Here is a 16749-nt window from a genome sequence, read left to right on the forward strand (position 1 = left end):
CAGTGCCTCGCTTTTTGGTTGCTTTGAAAATCCTGAGAAAGAGTTAGATGTTTTTCACTTCTAGGCCCGCAAGTTGATGCCAGTAACCGTTACATTGGCGATCTTGGAGCTTGCCTAGGGTGGTCCCTTTCTCGTTTGAACGAAACTGGTCCAGCTCAGAGAAGGTGCTCAGACCCAGTGGGCTTAGACGAACGACATCAACTAGACCTTCCATACTCGGTAGGTCGTTGATCAGGTTGTAGCAGTAACCAGACTGAGTTTGGATGCCGTTTAGATTAAACACTTGTTGGCCTTCTTGGCTGCTTACTTGGATACCTGTTGGATATTTAATACAGCAAGTTTCGCAGTCGTCTTTGGCTTTGTTTTCTGCACGAGCAGTAAAACAGCGTGCCGAGTAAGCCAGTGGCAGATAACCATGGCTGAATACTTCCACTTCAAACTTATTGCGAATACCAAGTTCATCACATTGAGCCAGTGTGTTACTGAGCCATTCGCGAGATAGCTCTACAGGCATACACCAGCGAACCATGCCTTGTTTTAGGAATAAGTTCAGCGTGTGTGCGTTGTAAGTGTTAATCGCAGGACCAACGACGAAAGGTACTCTGTGTTCAAAAGCAAGTTGAACCGCAGACACGTCGTTAGCTTCAATTGTGAAGTCACCATTATCGATGTACTTCTTCATGATGTTCACTTCACTGGGTGCTTCTAATAGTGCCATTGTCGATAGCACTACTTGTTTGCCCGATGCAGACAATTCTTTTGCGATGTTAAACCAATGTGCAGGTTTCATTTCTCGGCGTTTTGAGCACACGGTTTCACCCAGATAAATGATGTCCGTAGAGCTTGATTTCGCTTGTTCATAAAATGCTTCTACGTCTTGCCTTGGCCAGAAGTACAACAGTGGGCCAAGTGCATATTTCATTGAGTTGTCCATTTTTGCCTCTACTGCCATTTGCGGTGATAAGCACCAAGTGTGGTTTGCGTACCTTCCGATACGTTTGCCAATGCTGCATCCCAAGCTTTTTCTACTTGATAAGCTTCTTGGTTTGCTTGATAGCGATCAATTGCTGCACGCCATGTGCGTGTTACTTGTTCTACGTACGCAGGGCTGCGTTGGCGACCTTCTATTTTCACGGATGCGACATTGGCAGCAAAAAGCTCAGGCAACATAGACAAGGTGTTTAAACTGGTTGGCTCTTCCAGTGCGTGGTAGCACTTTTTCTCGCCTTCAATCTCCGCTTCGAAACGACCTTTACACAAAGTTGGATAGCCTGCGTTTTCTCCCGCGCTGTAGCGGTCTATTAAGATGTTATTCAGGCGAGACTCTAAGCCATTTTCTGTTTCTTGCCAGCGAACGTATTTTGCTGGAGAACAAGCACCAACTGTATTTGGTGATTCCCCTGTCATGTAAGACGATAGGTAGCATCGCCCCTCCGACATGATGCACAAGCTACCAAAAGCAAACACTTCGAGGTCGACATCGCTGGTGATGTTGCGCGAAAGCTGTTTTACCTGATGAATAGACAGTACACGAGGTAGTACGACACGTTTGACGTTGAAGTTTTGTTTGTAGAAATCAATCGCGGCCACGTTGGTTGCAGAAGCTTGCACTGAGAGATGCAGTTCAAGTTCTGGGTATTTGCGAGCAGCGTACTCAAGTACCGCAATGTCGGCCACGATCAGTGCATCTATACCTAATGCTGCAGCATTATCGACGGCATTTGTCCAGCGTTCGAACCCATTTGGGTGGGCAAAAGTGTTGAGCGCAATGTGGATCTTTTTGCTGCGGTCGTGGACGTATTGCACCGCTTTTTCTAGCTTTTGGCCATTGAAGTTAAGGCCTGCAAAGTGACGAGCGTTGGTATCGTCTTTGAAGCCGATGTAAACGGCGTCGGCTCCGCAATCAATCGCGGTTTTTAGCGCAGGGAGGTTGCCCGCGGGACACAAGAGTTCCATATGCTAACAATCATAAAGGAATGAAAAGGTGTCTGTATTTTATGAAGAATTATGAATAACAGAATTGACCTAAGTTAGGTTTAGCGCATTAAAATGAGATTTACCCCTTGAGAATAAGGGGTAACACTCAGATTTTGTTGCAGTTGAGATCAGTTCTTATGACGGCGGTTTTGCGCAAACAGCTCTTCGACCTCGTGCTTAGGCTGTGGGCGGTAGAAATGGAAGCCTTGTATTGAATTGCATTGTAGGTTTGATAACAGCGTTGCTTGCTGATGGGTTTCTACGCCTTCGGCAACAACGGTTAAGTCCAATGATTTACCGAGGTTGATGATGTTCTCTATCACTGTCACTTGTTTTGGTAGCGTATCGATATCGCTGATAAATGCGCGGTCAATTTTTAGCTCATCAATGGGGAAGCGAGCTAAGTAGGAAAGGGAAGAGTAACCAGTACCGAAATCATCAATGGACAATGCGAAGCCAAGTTTCTTGATCGCATTTAGCATTTGCAGCGTGTGATCGTTGTCGCTCATTACTGCACTTTCGGTGAGCTCGAAGGTAATGCAGCTTGGGTCAAGTTCGGTAGTGCGCAGTAGCTTTTCCATGAAGTCGATCAGCTGCGGGTTACCAAACTGCTCTGGAGAGAGGTTGATTGCCACGCGTCCCGGTAGAATACCTTGCAGTTTCCAGCGCTTTACCGTGTTAAACACATCGCGCATGACCACACGCCCGAGACGTTCAATCAAACCTGCACGTTCAGCCACGGGGATAAATGCGCCGGGACTGATGTAGCCCTCCACTGGATGTTTCCAACGCACTAGCGCCTCGGCACCGTTAATGGTGAAATCACGAGCGTTGACCTTTGGTTGATACCAAACTTCCAAGCCGTTTTGCTGCAATGCTTTTTGCAACTCAATCTCTAACCATAAACGCATACGTGCTTCTTTGTTCATCTGATCGTTAAATTTTATCAGACGGTTCCGACCACGGTCTTTCGCTTCGTACATCGCAGTATCGGCGTTTTGCAGCAAAATGCGCGCGTCTTGCCCGTCTTCTGGATAGCGCACACTGCCGATTGAACATGCGAGGCGCTTGCTGAAATGATGCAGATCGAAAGGTTGGTTAATCAGAGAAATAATACGCTCAGCTAAGATCTCCGCCATGCGAGAGTTTTCAGGTTCAGGCAAAATGATGCCAAATTCGTCACCGCCCAAGTGACCAATGATGGCGTGGTTTGGTAAGGAGCGTGTTAAGCGGGAGGAGACTTCTTGAATCACTTTGTCACCAATGTGGTGACCCAGAGAGTCGTTAATGTTCTTAAAGTTATCTATGTCGAGGTAGAAAACCAGCAACGGTGTCTGGCTCTTGAGCAGTTGTTCTAGTCGTTTGGTAAAACCAAAGCGGTTATACAGTTTGGTTAGCGAATCGATGTGGGCGTCTTCATTAGGGTTAGAAGAGAGCAATTTAGGTGTGTCATCGGCGTCTTGAATCAAAATGATTTGAGACTCACTGCCGAGGATCGCTGTGTTGTCCGCATGCAACTGAACTTTCCGTTCGAATCCACAGCGAGTGCTGGTAAGGCACACAAAAGGTTTTTCTGAAAGTAGAGTGTTGATGCGACGAGTGAAAACTTTTTTACTGTTTTCATCGATAAACAGCCGAGTCAGTTCTTCACCAAGAAGCTCATGAGATGAATTCAATCCTAATAAGCGGGCAGAAGCAGGGTTGGCATAAATGATAATGTCATCTTCCACCAATAAAAGACCATCCGGTAGCAGTTGGGTCAATTTGGCGAACTTGGTTTCTGACTCTTCTAAAGATCGAACTAGAATTTGTTTCTCAGACGTATCGATGGCATGGAAAACCACGAAGCTGACTTCGCTTTCTTCATGAACCGGAGAGAGGCTAAAGTGAAGACTGGTTTCAATATCGGTTTCGTCGAGCGTGATTTCCGCTTCAATATGATCGCCTTTGAACGCGCGCAGATAATAGGGCTCGAGCTTTTTGTAGAATTGCTCTCCCAGTACCTGGCTGTCGTTTAGACCAACGATATCGTCGTGTTCTAAGCCTGCAATGTCACAATAGCGGTCACTTACCATCTGATAATTGTGTTTTTTATCAAGAATAGCAAAAAAGAATGGGCTATTTGAGGTAAGCGTTGCAAACCAATGTTGTAATTGCTGGGAAGGCATTAAGGTGTTACCGATCTCCAATGAGCCTGATTATTCGTCCGTGTAATAAAAACGCTATTTTGATAACTATAAATATGGATTCTAACATACCGTGATTGAGGCATTTATCCAACGCTTAAAGTCAATAATACAGATAAGATCAAAAAACGATGCTTGAACGAGTAAATTGCTTACTTTTAAAACAGGCCGATTTATTGATACATAACAGGTAGAGATATTACGATATTGCGTAATATGGGTTACCTTATGACAAAGTAACGGATAATTAGTGTGTTAAACAAGATTCGCAGTCACCTAGTAAAGAATGCAGCATCAATTTTGAGATCTCCAGTCCAGTTATTGCCATCGACGGTTCAGAAAAAAGCTTTGCTAGAAGTTTTGAAAATGGTGTTCAAAGAAGCGCTAGAAGATGGTGATTTTGAATTTCTCGAAGGAAGGTGGTTGAAAGTTGCCATTAAAGATTTGAACTTGGCATGGTACATCAGTTATCAAGATGAAAAATTAGTGGTAGCAGAGAAACCAATTCAGGAAGACGTGAGTTTTAGTGGTAATCTTAACGACCTTGTACTTATTGCTGGTCGTAAAGAAGATCCTGATACATTGTTCTTTCAACGTCGCCTCTCTATTGAAGGTGACACTGAGCTAGGCTTAGAAGTGAAAAACTTGATGGACAGCGTCGACTTAGAGCAGTTACCAAAAGCGATGCAAGTTGCAATGAACCAATTGGCTGACTTTGTTCAGCAAGGGGTTCAAGCACCTGCACAAGAAACCGGAGTAGCGAATGCTTATTCGAACTGAAGCCCCAGCGGACATTCTTACCATTGACCGCCTTTTAAAACACGCTTTCCCCACGGATGCGGAAGCTAAATTAGTGATGCGCCTGCGTGAAAACAGTAAGCTTACTTTGTCTTTGGTAGCATGTACCGATGAAGGTGAAGTGGTTGGCCATGCATTGTTTAGCCCTGTGACATTGAATGGTGAGGATTTATCTTGGCAAGGTCTTGCACCTTTGGCTGTGCATGAAGATTATCGCCGCCAAGGCATTGCAGCAAAATTGATTAAAGAAGGCTTTGATTCGCTGTGTGATTTTGGTTATCCAGTGTGTGTGGTTTTGGGGGATCCTGACTACTATGGACGCCATGGATTTAAAGCCAGTGAAGAGATGGGATTTGATTGTGCGTGGGAAGCTCCGCAAGGTGCATTTCGCATTGCAGAATTGGTCGAAGGTCAATGTAACGGACGCTCAGGTCGTATTGACTATTCACCAGAATTTTCAGAGTCATGAATGTTAGATGAGGGATACAGCCCACTCTTGAGCGGGCTGTATTGTCAGTTTTAAAGAGGGAAGTGGTTTAATCCTTTTTAGACATGTTTCTTATCCCAAATCTCGAATTTAAATTTTTGCTCATGCCCGCATTGTGGAGTGTCATTTTTCCCCAACTTTGTTCCCCAACTCCAGAGCTTTGAGTTTTGTATCTTCCGAACCAGGTCATGCCCAAGCTTGCAATAAGTCACCTCATGATGATTGATTGGAAAAGCTGTACAACATCTCTGACTTTAAATGCGAAATTTTGATAGGATTGCCTTGTTCAAATAGGTGACAAAAGATGTCAATTAACCAGAAACAATATTTACATGAAATGGGGATCAGCACTTGGGAGCTGAGTCACCCAGAAAGATTGGAAGGCTACCAATCGCCAAGCCTGGACTTACAAAGTTCTTGTAAACTCCTTTTGGTAGCGCCAACGTGTCCAGAGAACGAGACCGCTTTGATGTTCGAGCGTGTATTAAAAAGTATCCAGCTTACGCTCGACGACGCCCTGCACATAGAGCCTGAGCGCTTATCCTCACTAGGTGAGCATCAACTAGAGTGGGTATGGTTTGCTGGCTGTGAGGCCAACGTGAGTATCAATGCTAAGCTCCTGACCTCGCCACTATTGCAAGATATAGATGGCAATAACGAACAGCGCCGTGCATTGTGGCAACAAATCTGTTCGCACTCTTAAAGGAGCTAACGCATGACAATTGAAATTGTGCCGATGTGCGCTGAGCACCTCGACCAAGTTTGGCAAATCGAGCAGCAAGTGCATTCTCACCCTTGGGCCGAATCCTTAATTCGTGATTTATCCAGCCGTGGTGCATGTCATCATGTGATGCTCAAAGGTGCTCAGGTCATCGGTTACTTCTACGCACAGAATATTGTCGGAGAAGTGACGTTATTGAACCTTGCTGTGGCATCATCTCAACAGGGCAAAGGCTTAGGCCAAAAATTGCTGGATGGGTTTGTCGAGTACTGTGAGCGAGCAAAAGCAGAAAGCGCTTGGTTGGAAGTTCGCGAAAGTAATCACCCAGCTATCCATATTTATGAGCAAGCTGGCTTTAATGAACTGGATCGTCGGTACAACTATTACCCTGCTAAAACGGGAAATGGTAAGGAAGACGCCATTATTATGAGTTACTTGTTTTTGGGTGATTTTTAGCGGTTAATCGCACCCCTATCAACACTTGTGCTGTCAAAGCGTATCCGGATTCGAGGCCTTTGAATATGTAATAATCATTTTTTGAATTTTTTACATCTCTTGTGTGGAGCTAGTTTTCCATTGTTGGCACTAGGGCCTGTGAGCCCTAGAGAAAGGGAATGATGAACCGAGCACATTGGTTTCATTTCTTTCCTGTTTGCTAGCATAGCGATAATAAGCGAGAATACTGCACAATATCGAATAGTAGATATGCTTGCCCATTTCGTGAGCATGAAAGTAATTTAGAAGATTAACTAATGTCAAATCCCCTTTTTTTAGGCGAAGTTTCTAAGCGCAGAACGTTCGCTATTATTTCTCACCCGGATGCGGGTAAAACCACCATTACTGAAAAAGTACTGTTATTCGGAAACGCGATCCAAAAAGCAGGTACGGTTAAAGGTCGTGGTAACGCACAGCACGCAAAATCAGACTGGATGGAAATGGAAAAGGAACGTGGTATCTCGGTAACCACGTCTGTCATGCAATTTCCTTTCAATGATTGTCTGGTAAACCTACTTGATACTCCTGGGCACGAAGACTTCTCGGAAGATACTTACCGTACACTTACGGCCGTTGACTCATGTTTGATGGTTATCGATGCAGCGAAAGGTGTCGAAGATCGTACCCGTAAATTGATGGAAGTAACACGTCTGCGTGACACGCCAATCGTAACCTTCATGAACAAACTCGACCGTGATGTTCGTGATCCAATGGAAGTATTGGATGAAGTAGAAAACGAATTGGGCATGATGTGTGCGCCGATTACATGGCCAATTGGCTGTGGTAAAGAATTTAAAGGTGTTTATCATATCCACCGTGATGAAACCATTTTGTACGAATCAGGTCATGGTCACGAAATTCAAGAAGTTCGTATTATCAAAGGCTTGGATAACCCCGAGCTCGACGAGAAAGTGGGTGAAAGTCTAGCGGCAAGCGTTCGTGAAGAAATTGAACTGGTCATGGGTGCTTGTCCTGAATTTGATCACGAAGCATTCCTTGTTGGTGAACTCACACCGGTTTACTTTGGTACGGCACTGGGTAACTTTGGTGTTGATCACATGCTAGATGGCTTAACTGAGTGGGCGCCCGCGCCGAAAACTCGTCAAGCGGTAGAGCGTGATGTAGAAGCGACAGAAGACAAGTTTTCTGGCTTTGTGTTTAAGATCCAAGCAAATATGGATCCAAAACACCGAGACCGTATTGCATTTATGCGTATCGTGTCGGGTACTTACACACAAGGTATGAAGATGAACCACGTTCGTCTTGGTAAGCAAGTGAGTATCTCTGATGCCGTAACCTTTATGGCGGGAGATCGCTCTCGTGCAGAGCACGCTTACGCGGGTGATATTATTGGTTTACACAACCATGGCACGATCCAAATCGGTGATACTTTCACTCAAGGTGAAGCACTGAAGTTTTCCGGTATTCCGAACTTCGCTCCGGAGCTGTTCCGTCGTATTCGTCTAAAAGATCCATTGAAGCAGAAGCAGTTGCTGAAAGGTCTGGTCCAGCTTTCTGAAGAAGGGGCGGTACAGGTATTCCGTCCACTACAAAACAACGACCTGATCGTTGGCGCGGTTGGTGTGCTTCAGTTTGACGTGGTTGTTGCTCGCTTGAAGTCAGAATACAACGTCGAAGCGATCTACGAAGGCGTTAACGTGGCAACAGCGCGTTGGGTTGAATGTGATGACGTGAAGAAACTGGATGAATTCCAGCGTAAGAACCAAACCAACCTAGCATTGGATGGCGGCGATAACCTAACGTACATTGCGCCAACTATGGTTAATCTGAACCTAGCGCAGGAGCGTTTCCCTGATATCGATTTCCGTGCAACTCGTGAGCACTAATCGACTCTAACTCGCTTTATATCGCGTACTAGATTATAAGTCGCCGTTAGCTATACACTTAGCTAACGGCGGCTTTTTTGTTGAGCGTAATACATTCATCAAGTGCACAGTAGATAGCGGATGAACGGGTTTAAGCAAGAACTCAAACGTTACGACAATTGGTGCCAAAAGATGGGTCTGACGCCTGAACAAAAACGCAGTTGCGTACCGTATAAACAGGTTGCTGTTCATGAAGCCATAGCTTCTCAAAATAAGACCAAGAGAAAGTAAACAATGAAACTGTTTGATACCCATTGCCACTTCGACTTTGATGTCTTTCAAGATGACTTTTCTCGTCAGGTTGAACGTGCTCGTGAGCAAGGGGTCGAGCGTATCTTGATTCCGTCTGTTGGGCCGAGTAATTGGAACCGTATTCAACAGCTAGCTAGTCAATATTCTCATCTTTATTATGCGCTTGGCTTCCATCCATATTTTCTGCAACAAGGGTTCGAGCGGTTTGTCCCAGAGTTAGTATCACTGCTTTCCTCGCCGAGTCGACAATGCGTTGCGATAGGGGAGTGTGGTTTGGATTTTGTGATAGATGTCCCCGCCGAGCTTCAAGAGCAGGCGCTCAAATTGCAATTTGAGCTGGCAAAACGATTTGATCTTCCCGTGATTTTACATAGCCGAAAAGCACACAATCGCCTCATTCAATTGGTTAAAGCAGCCAAGCTTCCAAAAGGTGGGGTATTACATGCTTTCGCTGGTAGCTATCAGCAGGCGATGGAATGGGTTCGATTAGGTTTTTTTATCGGAGTGGGTGGCACGATCACTTACCCAAGAGCCAATAAAACTCGTGACGCAATTCAAAGATTATCACTTGAGGATATCGTTTTAGAAACGGACGCCCCGGATATGCCTATAATTGGCTATCAGGGCGAGCCTAATCACCCTGCAAAACTGATTCATGTGTTGAATGAACTCGCTAAGTTGCATACCAAGAGCAATCGATCTATCGCCGCTCAATTGTGGAAAAATAGCAACTCTGCCTTCTTTTTGTGTGAATAAATCTAAAGGTGGCGCCTAAATGCGAAAACGTTTCCCTTCTTATTGTGAGATAACTCACAAACGGGAGTGAATCAATGATGAATCTTATAGGAAAGTGTGAGGGTGGCATTACTTTAATTCATTCTGCATGAGTATAATTGCCACGCTTTATAGCTCCATTTTGTAACACGCCAATAAATAACTTAATAAGGAAGTCATAAACTATGAGCCTGTTTATGAGCCTAGTCGGTATGGTAGTGCTTATTGCTATTGCATTTGCATTCTCATCTAACCGTAAAGCTATCAATTTTAGAACTGTGGGTGGCGCATTTGCTATCCAATTTATCCTTGGTGCATTTGTTCTTTACTCACCTTGGGGCCGTGATCTACTAAACGGTCTATCTACTGGTGTTTCTAACGTTATCAACTACGGTAACGATGGTTCTGGTTTCCTATTCGGTAAGCTAGCCAACTCTTTCGACATGGGATTCATTTTTGCGTTTCGCGTACTTCCTACACTGATCTTCTTCTCTGCGTTGATTTCAGTTCTTTACTACGTAGGTATTATGCAGTGGGTTATCAAGATTCTTGGTGGTGCACTACAAAAAGCGCTTGGTACTTCTCGTGCGGAATCTATGTCTGCAGCAGCGAACATTTTCGTCGGTCAAACTGAAGCTCCTCTTGTCGTCCGTCCTTTCGTTCCAAGAATGACTCAATCTGAGTTATTTGCGGTAATGTGTGGTGGTCTTGCATCGGTGGCTGGTGGTGTACTAGCTGGTTACGCTTCAATGGGGGTCCCTTTGGAGTACCTAGTTGCTGCATCATTCATGGCAGCACCAGGTGGTCTATTATTTGCTAAGATTCTCCACCCAGAGACTGAACAGCCTCATGAAGACATCGAAGAAGCGATGGACGGTGGTGACGACAAACCAGCTAACGTTATCGACGCAGCAGCAGGCGGTGCGGCTTCTGGTCTGCAACTTGCGCTAAACGTTGGTGCGATGCTAATCGCGTTCGTTGGTCTTATTGCTCTTATCAACGGTATGCTAGGTGGTATCGGTGGTTGGTTCGGTATGCCTGAACTTACACTAGAACTTATCCTAGGTTACGCGTTCTCTCCACTTGCATTCCTAATCGGTGTTCCATGGGACGAAGCCATTGTTGCTGGTTCATTCATCGGTCAGAAGCTCGTCATCAATGAATTCGTTGCTTACTTGAACTTCACACCATATCTAGGTGAAGGCGCTCAAGTTGTTGCGGCAACTGGTGAGGTAATGTCGGCGAAGACAACCGCTATCATTTCATTCGCACTGTGTGGTTTCGCGAACCTTTCTTCTATCGCGATCCTACTTGGTGGTCTAGGTAGCCTTGCTCCAAACCGCCGCAGTGATATCGCTCGCATGGGTATTAAAGCCGTTCTTGCTGGTACCTTGTCTAACCTAATGGCAGCGACTATTGCAGGTTTCTGCCTTAGCCTTGCAGCACTTTAATTAGAATCGGTTCTTAATATATAGACGCCGTTTTAAATCATGCCCTGTAGCAAGACATTGCTGCGGGGCATTTTTCGTTTTTCAGACCTGAACATTAACCGCTTATCGGCCTTGTATGAAGGCTTACGCAGCCGGTGGAATAGAGGCTGGGAAATTTTGAGATACAAACCGTTTGCGCTCTATTTGGTGCTGCAGTTTTGTGGCGAAACTCTATAATGTAATAATCACGAAATCGTGGTAAAACTCACCTCTTAATGATGAAGTGAATGTTACATACTGATGGGCAAATGAATTGCCCTCAATATCCAATCGAACAAGCTTTTTATTGTTTGATGGGATATTAAAACACCGCAATCATAGATTGTTGTGCCATAGGCCAAACTGGTACTGTGCGGTGACAAGGATAGCAATTGGTATATGACTTTTCGCAGTATATGCCGAGTCTTCAGGGAACCAAGTCCGTTCATAAATAGATTGCTTAGTCCATTTCTCACACTGTTTCGACTTGTTGATTATAGTTAGATAAGTGACGTGAGGCTGAGTAGTGAATTTTTTGAATATTGATCGGAGATAGAAATGAGCGATTTAAAAGCAGCAGCGCTACGCGCACTAAAACTTATGGACCTAACTACGCTAAATGATGACGACACTGATGCAAAGGTGATTTCACTGTGTCATGACGCGAAATCAGCTGTAGGCAACACGGCTGCAATCTGCATTTACCCTCGCTTTATTCCTATTGCTAAGAAGACACTTCGTGAGCAAGGCACACCAGACGTACGTATCGCAACGGTAACGAATTTCCCACACGGTAACGACGATATCGAAATTGCGGTTGCTGAAACAAAAGCGGCGGTTGCTTACGGTGCTGATGAAGTCGACGTCGTTTTCCCATACCGTGCCCTAATGGCGGGTGATGAGAAAGTGGGCTTCGAACTAGTTAAGCAATGTAAAGAAGCTTGTGGTGATATCCTTCTAAAAGTCATCATCGAAACGGGTGAGCTTAAAGAAGAAGCACTAATTAAGAAAGCATCTCAAATCTGTATCGAAGCCGGTGCGGACTTCATTAAGACTTCAACGGGTAAAGTGCCAGTAAACGCGACGCCAGAATACGCTCGCATGATGCTTGAAGTTATTCGTGATATGGGTGTGGCAGAATCTGTTGGTTTCAAACCTGCAGGTGGTGTGCGTACTGCTGAAGATGCAGCGGCATATCTAGCAATGGCTGACGAAATTCTAGGTGACAACTGGGTTGATGCTCGTCACTACCGCTTCGGTGCGTCTAGCCTACTAACAAACCTACTAAATACATTAGAAGTATCAGACCAAGTCGCTGATCCAGCAGCGTACTAACTCTAACAATACGTCTGAACGGTAGCACCAGCTTTGGTGCTACCAATCCTCTTCTATCCTACTTTTTCCATGGCTCATATTGAGCTTGGGGAGGCACTAATGTATTTACCACAAGAAATTATCCGTAAAAAGCGTGACGGCGAAGTTCTTACTGCCGACGAAATCAACTTCTTCATCCAAGGCGTAGCAAACAACAGTGTATCTGAAGGTCAGATCGCAGCATTTGCTATGACAATCTTCTTCAATGAAATGACGATGCCAGAGCGTATCGCACTAACGTGTGCAATGCGTGATTCAGGTATGGTTATCGATTGGAGCCACATGAACTTTGGTGGCCCAATTGTCGATAAGCACTCTACTGGTGGTGTGGGTGACGTGACTTCTCTCATGCTTGGCCCAATGGTGGCAGCATGTGGTGGTTTCGTTCCTATGATCTCTGGTCGTGGTCTTGGCCACACTGGCGGTACGCTGGATAAACTTGAGTCAATCCCTGGCTACAACATCACACCGACAAACGACGTCTTTGGTCAAGTAACCAAAGACGCAGGCGTAGCAATCATCGGTCAAACTGGTGACCTAGCACCTGCGGATAAGCGCGTTTACGCGACTCGCGATATCACAGCGACAGTAGACAACATCTCACTGATCACGGCGTCGATTTTATCGAAGAAGCTTGCTGCAGGTCTTGAATCTCTAGTGATGGACGTAAAAGTTGGCTCTGGTGCATTCATGCCAACTTACGAAGCGTCTGAAGAGCTAGCAAAATCTATCGTTGCAGTAGCAAACGGTGCTGGCACTAAGACGACGGCAATTCTTACGGACATGAACCAAGTACTGGCGTCTTCGGCGGGTAACGCAGTGGAAGTTCGCGAAGCGGTTCGTTTCTTAACGGGTGAATACCGTAACCCTCGTCTACTTGAAGTCACCATGGCATCATGCGCGGAAATGTTGGTGCTTGGTAAACTGGCTGAGAACACGGAAGACGCACGCGTAAAACTGATGGAAGCACTGGATAACGGTAAAGCAGCTGACTGCTTCGGTAAGATGGTTGCAGGTCTAGGTGGCCCTGCTGACTTTGTCGAAAATTACGACAATTACCTAGAAAAAACAGAAATCATCAAACCTGTGTACGCAACAGAAACAGGTGTTGTATCTGCGATGGACACTCGTGCCATTGGTATGGCTGTGGTCGCGATGGGCGGCGGTCGTCGTGTTGCGACCGATGAAATCGACTATGCGGTTGGCTTCGATAACTTCATCCGCCTCGGTGAAGTTGCTGATAGTGACAAGCCTCTTGCGATTATCCACGCTCGTACCGAAGCGCAGTGGGAAGATGCCGCGAAAGCACTCCTAAGCGCAATAAAAGTGGGTGGGGAGTACACGCCTACTCCAGAGGTTTACCGTCAAATCCGAGCAGAAGATCTTTAATCGAATAAGTAATTACACAAGGCCCACTCAAACATAATAAGAAACCGAGTGGGTCTAAGGAACGAGCAATGAAAAGAGCATTTATTTTAGTATTGGACTCATTCGGTATCGGCGCGGCTGCAGATGCCGAAAAATTTGGTGATGTAGGTTCAGACACATTAGGCCATATTGCAGACCAGTGTGAACAAGGTCTAGCAGATAATGAACAGCGTAAAGGCTCGCTTCGTCTGCCCAATCTATCTAAGCTTGGCTTGGCAATGGCGCATAAAGAATCAACGGGTCGCTTTGCTCCTGGCCTAGATACCGACGCAGAAATCATAGGTGCTTACGGTCACGCTGCTGAGCTTTCTTCAGGTAAAGACACGCCGTCTGGTCATTGGGAAATCGCAGGTGTGCCAGTTCTGTTTGATTGGGGCTACTTCACTGACAAAGCGAGTAGCTTCCCGAAAGAGCTGACCGACCGTATCCTTGAGCGCGCTGGTCTGGACGGTTTTCTCGGCAACTGCCATGCATCAGGTACTCAAGTACTGAATGATCTTGGTGAAGAGCATATGAAGACTGGCAAACCAATCTTCTACACATCTGCTGACTCTGTATTCCAAATTGCCTGTCATGAAGAGACGTTTGGTTTAGAACGATTGCTGGAACTTTGCCAAATCGCACGTGAAGAGCTAGAAGATTACAACATCGGTCGCGTCATTGCGCGTCCTTTTATTGGCCCTGGAAAAGGTCAATTTGAACGTACGGGTAACCGCCGTGATCTCTCTGTTGAACCACCATCCGTAACCATTCTTCAGAAGCTAGTAGAAGAAAAACAAGGGAATGTGATTTCTATCGGAAAGATTGCCGATATCTACGCAAACTGCGGCATCACTAAGAAAGTGAAAGCGACAGGCATTCCCGCATTGTTCGAAGCGACGTTGGAGCAAATCAAAGAAGCGGGTGATAACACTATCGTATTTACTAACTTTGTCGACTTTGACTCAGCCTACGGCCACCGCCGTGATGTTGCGGGCTACGCGGCTGCGCTTGAGTACTTCGATGGTCGCATCAATGAAGTGCTGGAAATTATGGAAGAAGACGATGTGCTTATCCTTACGGCGGATCACGGTTGCGATCCAACATGGCCAGGTACCGACCACACTCGTGAGCACATTCCAGTGATTGTTTATGGTAAGAAAATACCCGCAGGCTCGTTAGGCCGTCGCGATAGCTTTGCTGATATCGGTCAAACGTTGGCAAGTTATTTTGCGACTTCTCCGATGGACTACGGCAAGAACTTTCTATAATTGATTGGGTTTTGAAAACTAGGAGCATTGCGGCTCCTAGCTTTAGGTTGGCAGCATAAAATGTGCTTGTCTGTAATGAGATTAATCTTGCTAAACCGTAAATAGCAGTGCGGCTCGGCTAAAGAAAGATAAGGGAAATGAAACATGGCAACTCCACACATCAACGCTGAAATGGGTGCTTTCGCAGACGTCGTTTTAATGCCGGGTGATCCGTTACGTGCTAAATACATCGCAGATACTTTCCTTGAAGATGCAGTTCAAGTGTGTGATGTTCGTAATATGTTCGGTTACACAGGCACTTACAAAGGACGTAAGGTTTCTGTGATGGGGCACGGTATGGGAATCCCATCTTGTTCAATCTACGTTACAGAGCTAATCAAAGATTTCGGTGTGAAGAAAGTGATCCGCATAGGTAGCTGTGGTGCAGTGAGCGAAGATATCAAAGTACGTGACGTTGTTATCGGCATGGGGGCTTGCACTGATTCTAAAGTGAACCGTATCCGTTTTAAAGGCCATGACTTTGCCGCTATCGCTGACTACAAGATGGTTCGCGCAGCGGAAGAAGCGGCTAAAGCACGTGGCGTAGACGTAAAAGTTGGTAACCTATTCTCAGCAGAACTTTTCTACACACCAGATCCTGAGATGTTCGATGTTATGGACAAGTACGGTATTGTGGGTGTTGAAATGGAAGCTGCAGGCATTTACGGTGTCGCCGCAGAGTTTGGCGCGAAAGCTCTGACTATTTGTACCGTTTCTGACCACATCAAGACTGGTGAGCAAACCACATCTGACGAACGTCAAACCACCTTCAACGACATGATGCTGATCGCATTAGACTCAGTATTGATCGGTGATGAAGAGTAAGGGTGAAGCAACTTCTTATCTCTTTACCTCAAATATAAAAAGACAGCCCGTACCATGCGGGCTGTTTTATTTTGATAATTTGGTTTTTGAATTACTTCGTGAGCAATAAGTTTTCGCCTTTTTTACGACGAATGGGTTGTCTGCGTAAAATCATGATAATTAGCATGCCGCAGGCAAAGCTCATCAATACCATCATGTACATGTAGCGATCACTCTTGCGGTAATGGTGATCAGAAATAGCAGTGACTCGACCTGTTTCAAAAGTAACGCGCACGAAGCCAATGACAGTACCATCCGATAATACAGGTTCAATCAGTTGTTGACGGCCAATCGATGCGGTAGCGAGTGGGGTATCTAGCCCCAATACTTCACGAACTGACAGGGCTCCCTTGCTAGAAGCCAAGCGGACACCTTGCGCATCGTAAATGGTTGCGTCAAATACCAGACGATCTTGAGCAAGTTGGTTCGTTAGCTTCAGTAGACGCTCTTGATCTTTATCGATGAACATCTCGCCGGCAGATAATGATGCTTGCGAGATCAGAACTTTGGTAAGGGTTTCAAGCTGTTGCGCTTGAATCTTCTCATTCCCCTTGCTGATTACGACACTGTTCTTGATGGTGAAAAAAAACATCACACACAACAGTATCAGAGCCAGAATTCTTAGGGCATTCCTTACTGAGAATAAGGATTCATTCATGCGCTTTACTCGTCCATTCAAATCAAAACAAAGACTTGCCTTTTTAGTTTGTTAAGGTAACGTTTTAGCAAAGTCATAAGGGATTATATAC

The 16749-nt window shown here is 45.4% G+C and carries 15 protein-coding genes and 1 pseudogene; 12 read left to right on the forward strand and 4 right to left on the reverse strand.

Annotated elements, in window-relative coordinates; translation table 11 throughout:
* Window positions 1–43: 43 nt before the first annotated feature.
* From AND4_RS10690 to AND4_RS10700, 3 genes are all read right to left on the reverse strand, one after another.
* Window positions 44–922, reverse strand: a complete 879-nt coding sequence (locus AND4_RS10690) for a U32 family peptidase (protein ID WP_009842982.1) — start codon at window positions 920–922, stop codon at window positions 44–46.
* A 20-nt stretch (window positions 923–942) separates the two neighbouring features.
* Entirely contained in the window at window positions 943–1956 is a 1014-nt protein-coding gene (locus AND4_RS10695; protein ID WP_009842983.1) for a peptidase U32 family protein, read from the reverse strand.
* 149 nt (window positions 1957–2105) lie between these two features.
* Window positions 2106–4145: a bifunctional diguanylate cyclase/phosphodiesterase gene (locus AND4_RS10700; RefSeq protein ID WP_009842984.1), complete on the reverse strand. Its 2040-nt coding sequence runs from the start codon at window positions 4143–4145 to the stop codon at window positions 2106–2108.
* Window positions 4146–4415: 270 nt separating this feature from the next.
* On the opposite strand from AND4_RS10700, the gene AND4_RS10705 reads away from it, so the two are divergent.
* From AND4_RS10705 to deoD, 12 genes and pseudogenes are all read left to right on the forward strand, one after another.
* Window positions 4416–4943 carry an SCP2 domain-containing protein gene (locus AND4_RS10705; protein WP_009842985.1) on the forward strand — a complete coding sequence of 176 codons (528 nt, stop codon included), beginning with the start codon at window positions 4416–4418 and terminating at the stop codon, window positions 4941–4943.
* The gene (locus tag AND4_RS10710) at window positions 4927–5430 is read left to right on the forward strand and encodes an N-acetyltransferase (protein WP_009842986.1); all 504 of its coding nucleotides are present in this window, start codon (window positions 4927–4929) and stop codon (window positions 5428–5430) included. Before AND4_RS10705 ends, AND4_RS10710 begins: the two co-directional genes overlap by 17 nt.
* A 322-nt stretch (window positions 5431–5752) precedes the next feature.
* Window positions 5753–6151, forward strand: a complete 399-nt coding sequence (locus tag AND4_RS10715) for a DNA polymerase III subunit psi (RefSeq protein ID WP_009842987.1) — start codon at window positions 5753–5755, stop codon at window positions 6149–6151.
* 12 nt (window positions 6152–6163) lie between these two features.
* A complete protein-coding gene (gene rimI / locus AND4_RS10720; RefSeq protein ID WP_009842988.1) occupies window positions 6164–6625 on the forward strand; it encodes a ribosomal protein S18-alanine N-acetyltransferase in 462 nt (153 codons plus the stop codon).
* A 296-nt stretch (window positions 6626–6921) separates the two neighbouring features.
* Complete coding sequence (gene prfC, locus AND4_RS10725) at window positions 6922–8511, forward strand: peptide chain release factor 3 (protein WP_009842989.1); 1590 nt, start codon at window positions 6922–6924, stop codon at window positions 8509–8511.
* A 120-nt stretch (window positions 8512–8631) separates the two neighbouring features.
* A pseudogene (locus AND4_RS20270) lies at window positions 8632–8765 on the forward strand (DUF5363 family protein).
* 19 nt (window positions 8766–8784) lie between these two features.
* Window positions 8785–9558, forward strand: coding sequence for a TatD family hydrolase (locus AND4_RS10730; protein ID WP_009842991.1), 774 nt, complete (start codon window positions 8785–8787; stop codon window positions 9556–9558).
* Between the two features lie 203 nt (window positions 9559–9761).
* Complete coding sequence (locus AND4_RS10735) at window positions 9762–11027, forward strand: NupC/NupG family nucleoside CNT transporter (protein ID WP_009842992.1); 1266 nt, start codon at window positions 9762–9764, stop codon at window positions 11025–11027.
* 576 nt (window positions 11028–11603) lie between these two features.
* Window positions 11604–12380, forward strand: a complete 777-nt coding sequence (gene deoC / locus AND4_RS10740) for a deoxyribose-phosphate aldolase (RefSeq protein WP_009842993.1) — start codon at window positions 11604–11606, stop codon at window positions 12378–12380.
* Window positions 12381–12479: 99 nt separating this feature from the next.
* On the forward strand, window positions 12480–13808 hold the full coding sequence (deoA, locus tag AND4_RS10745) for a thymidine phosphorylase (RefSeq protein WP_009842994.1): 1329 nt from the start codon (window positions 12480–12482) through the stop codon (window positions 13806–13808).
* 68 nt (window positions 13809–13876) lie between these two features.
* Window positions 13877–15097 carry a phosphopentomutase gene (locus AND4_RS10750; protein WP_009842995.1) on the forward strand — a complete coding sequence of 407 codons (1221 nt, stop codon included), beginning with the start codon at window positions 13877–13879 and terminating at the stop codon, window positions 15095–15097.
* A 144-nt stretch (window positions 15098–15241) separates the two neighbouring features.
* Window positions 15242–15961: a purine-nucleoside phosphorylase gene (gene deoD, locus AND4_RS10755; RefSeq protein WP_009842996.1), complete on the forward strand. Its 720-nt coding sequence runs from the start codon at window positions 15242–15244 to the stop codon at window positions 15959–15961.
* A 91-nt stretch (window positions 15962–16052) separates the two neighbouring features.
* Here deoD and AND4_RS10760 read toward each other — a convergent pair whose 3' ends face one another.
* Window positions 16053–16658, reverse strand: a complete 606-nt coding sequence (locus AND4_RS10760) for a YtjB family periplasmic protein (protein ID WP_043991623.1) — start codon at window positions 16656–16658, stop codon at window positions 16053–16055.
* Window positions 16659–16749 lie beyond the last annotated feature (91 nt).

The organism is Vibrio sp. AND4, assembly GCF_000171815.1.
In the GTDB taxonomy this organism is placed as follows: Bacteria; Pseudomonadota; Gammaproteobacteria; order Enterobacterales; family Vibrionaceae; genus Vibrio.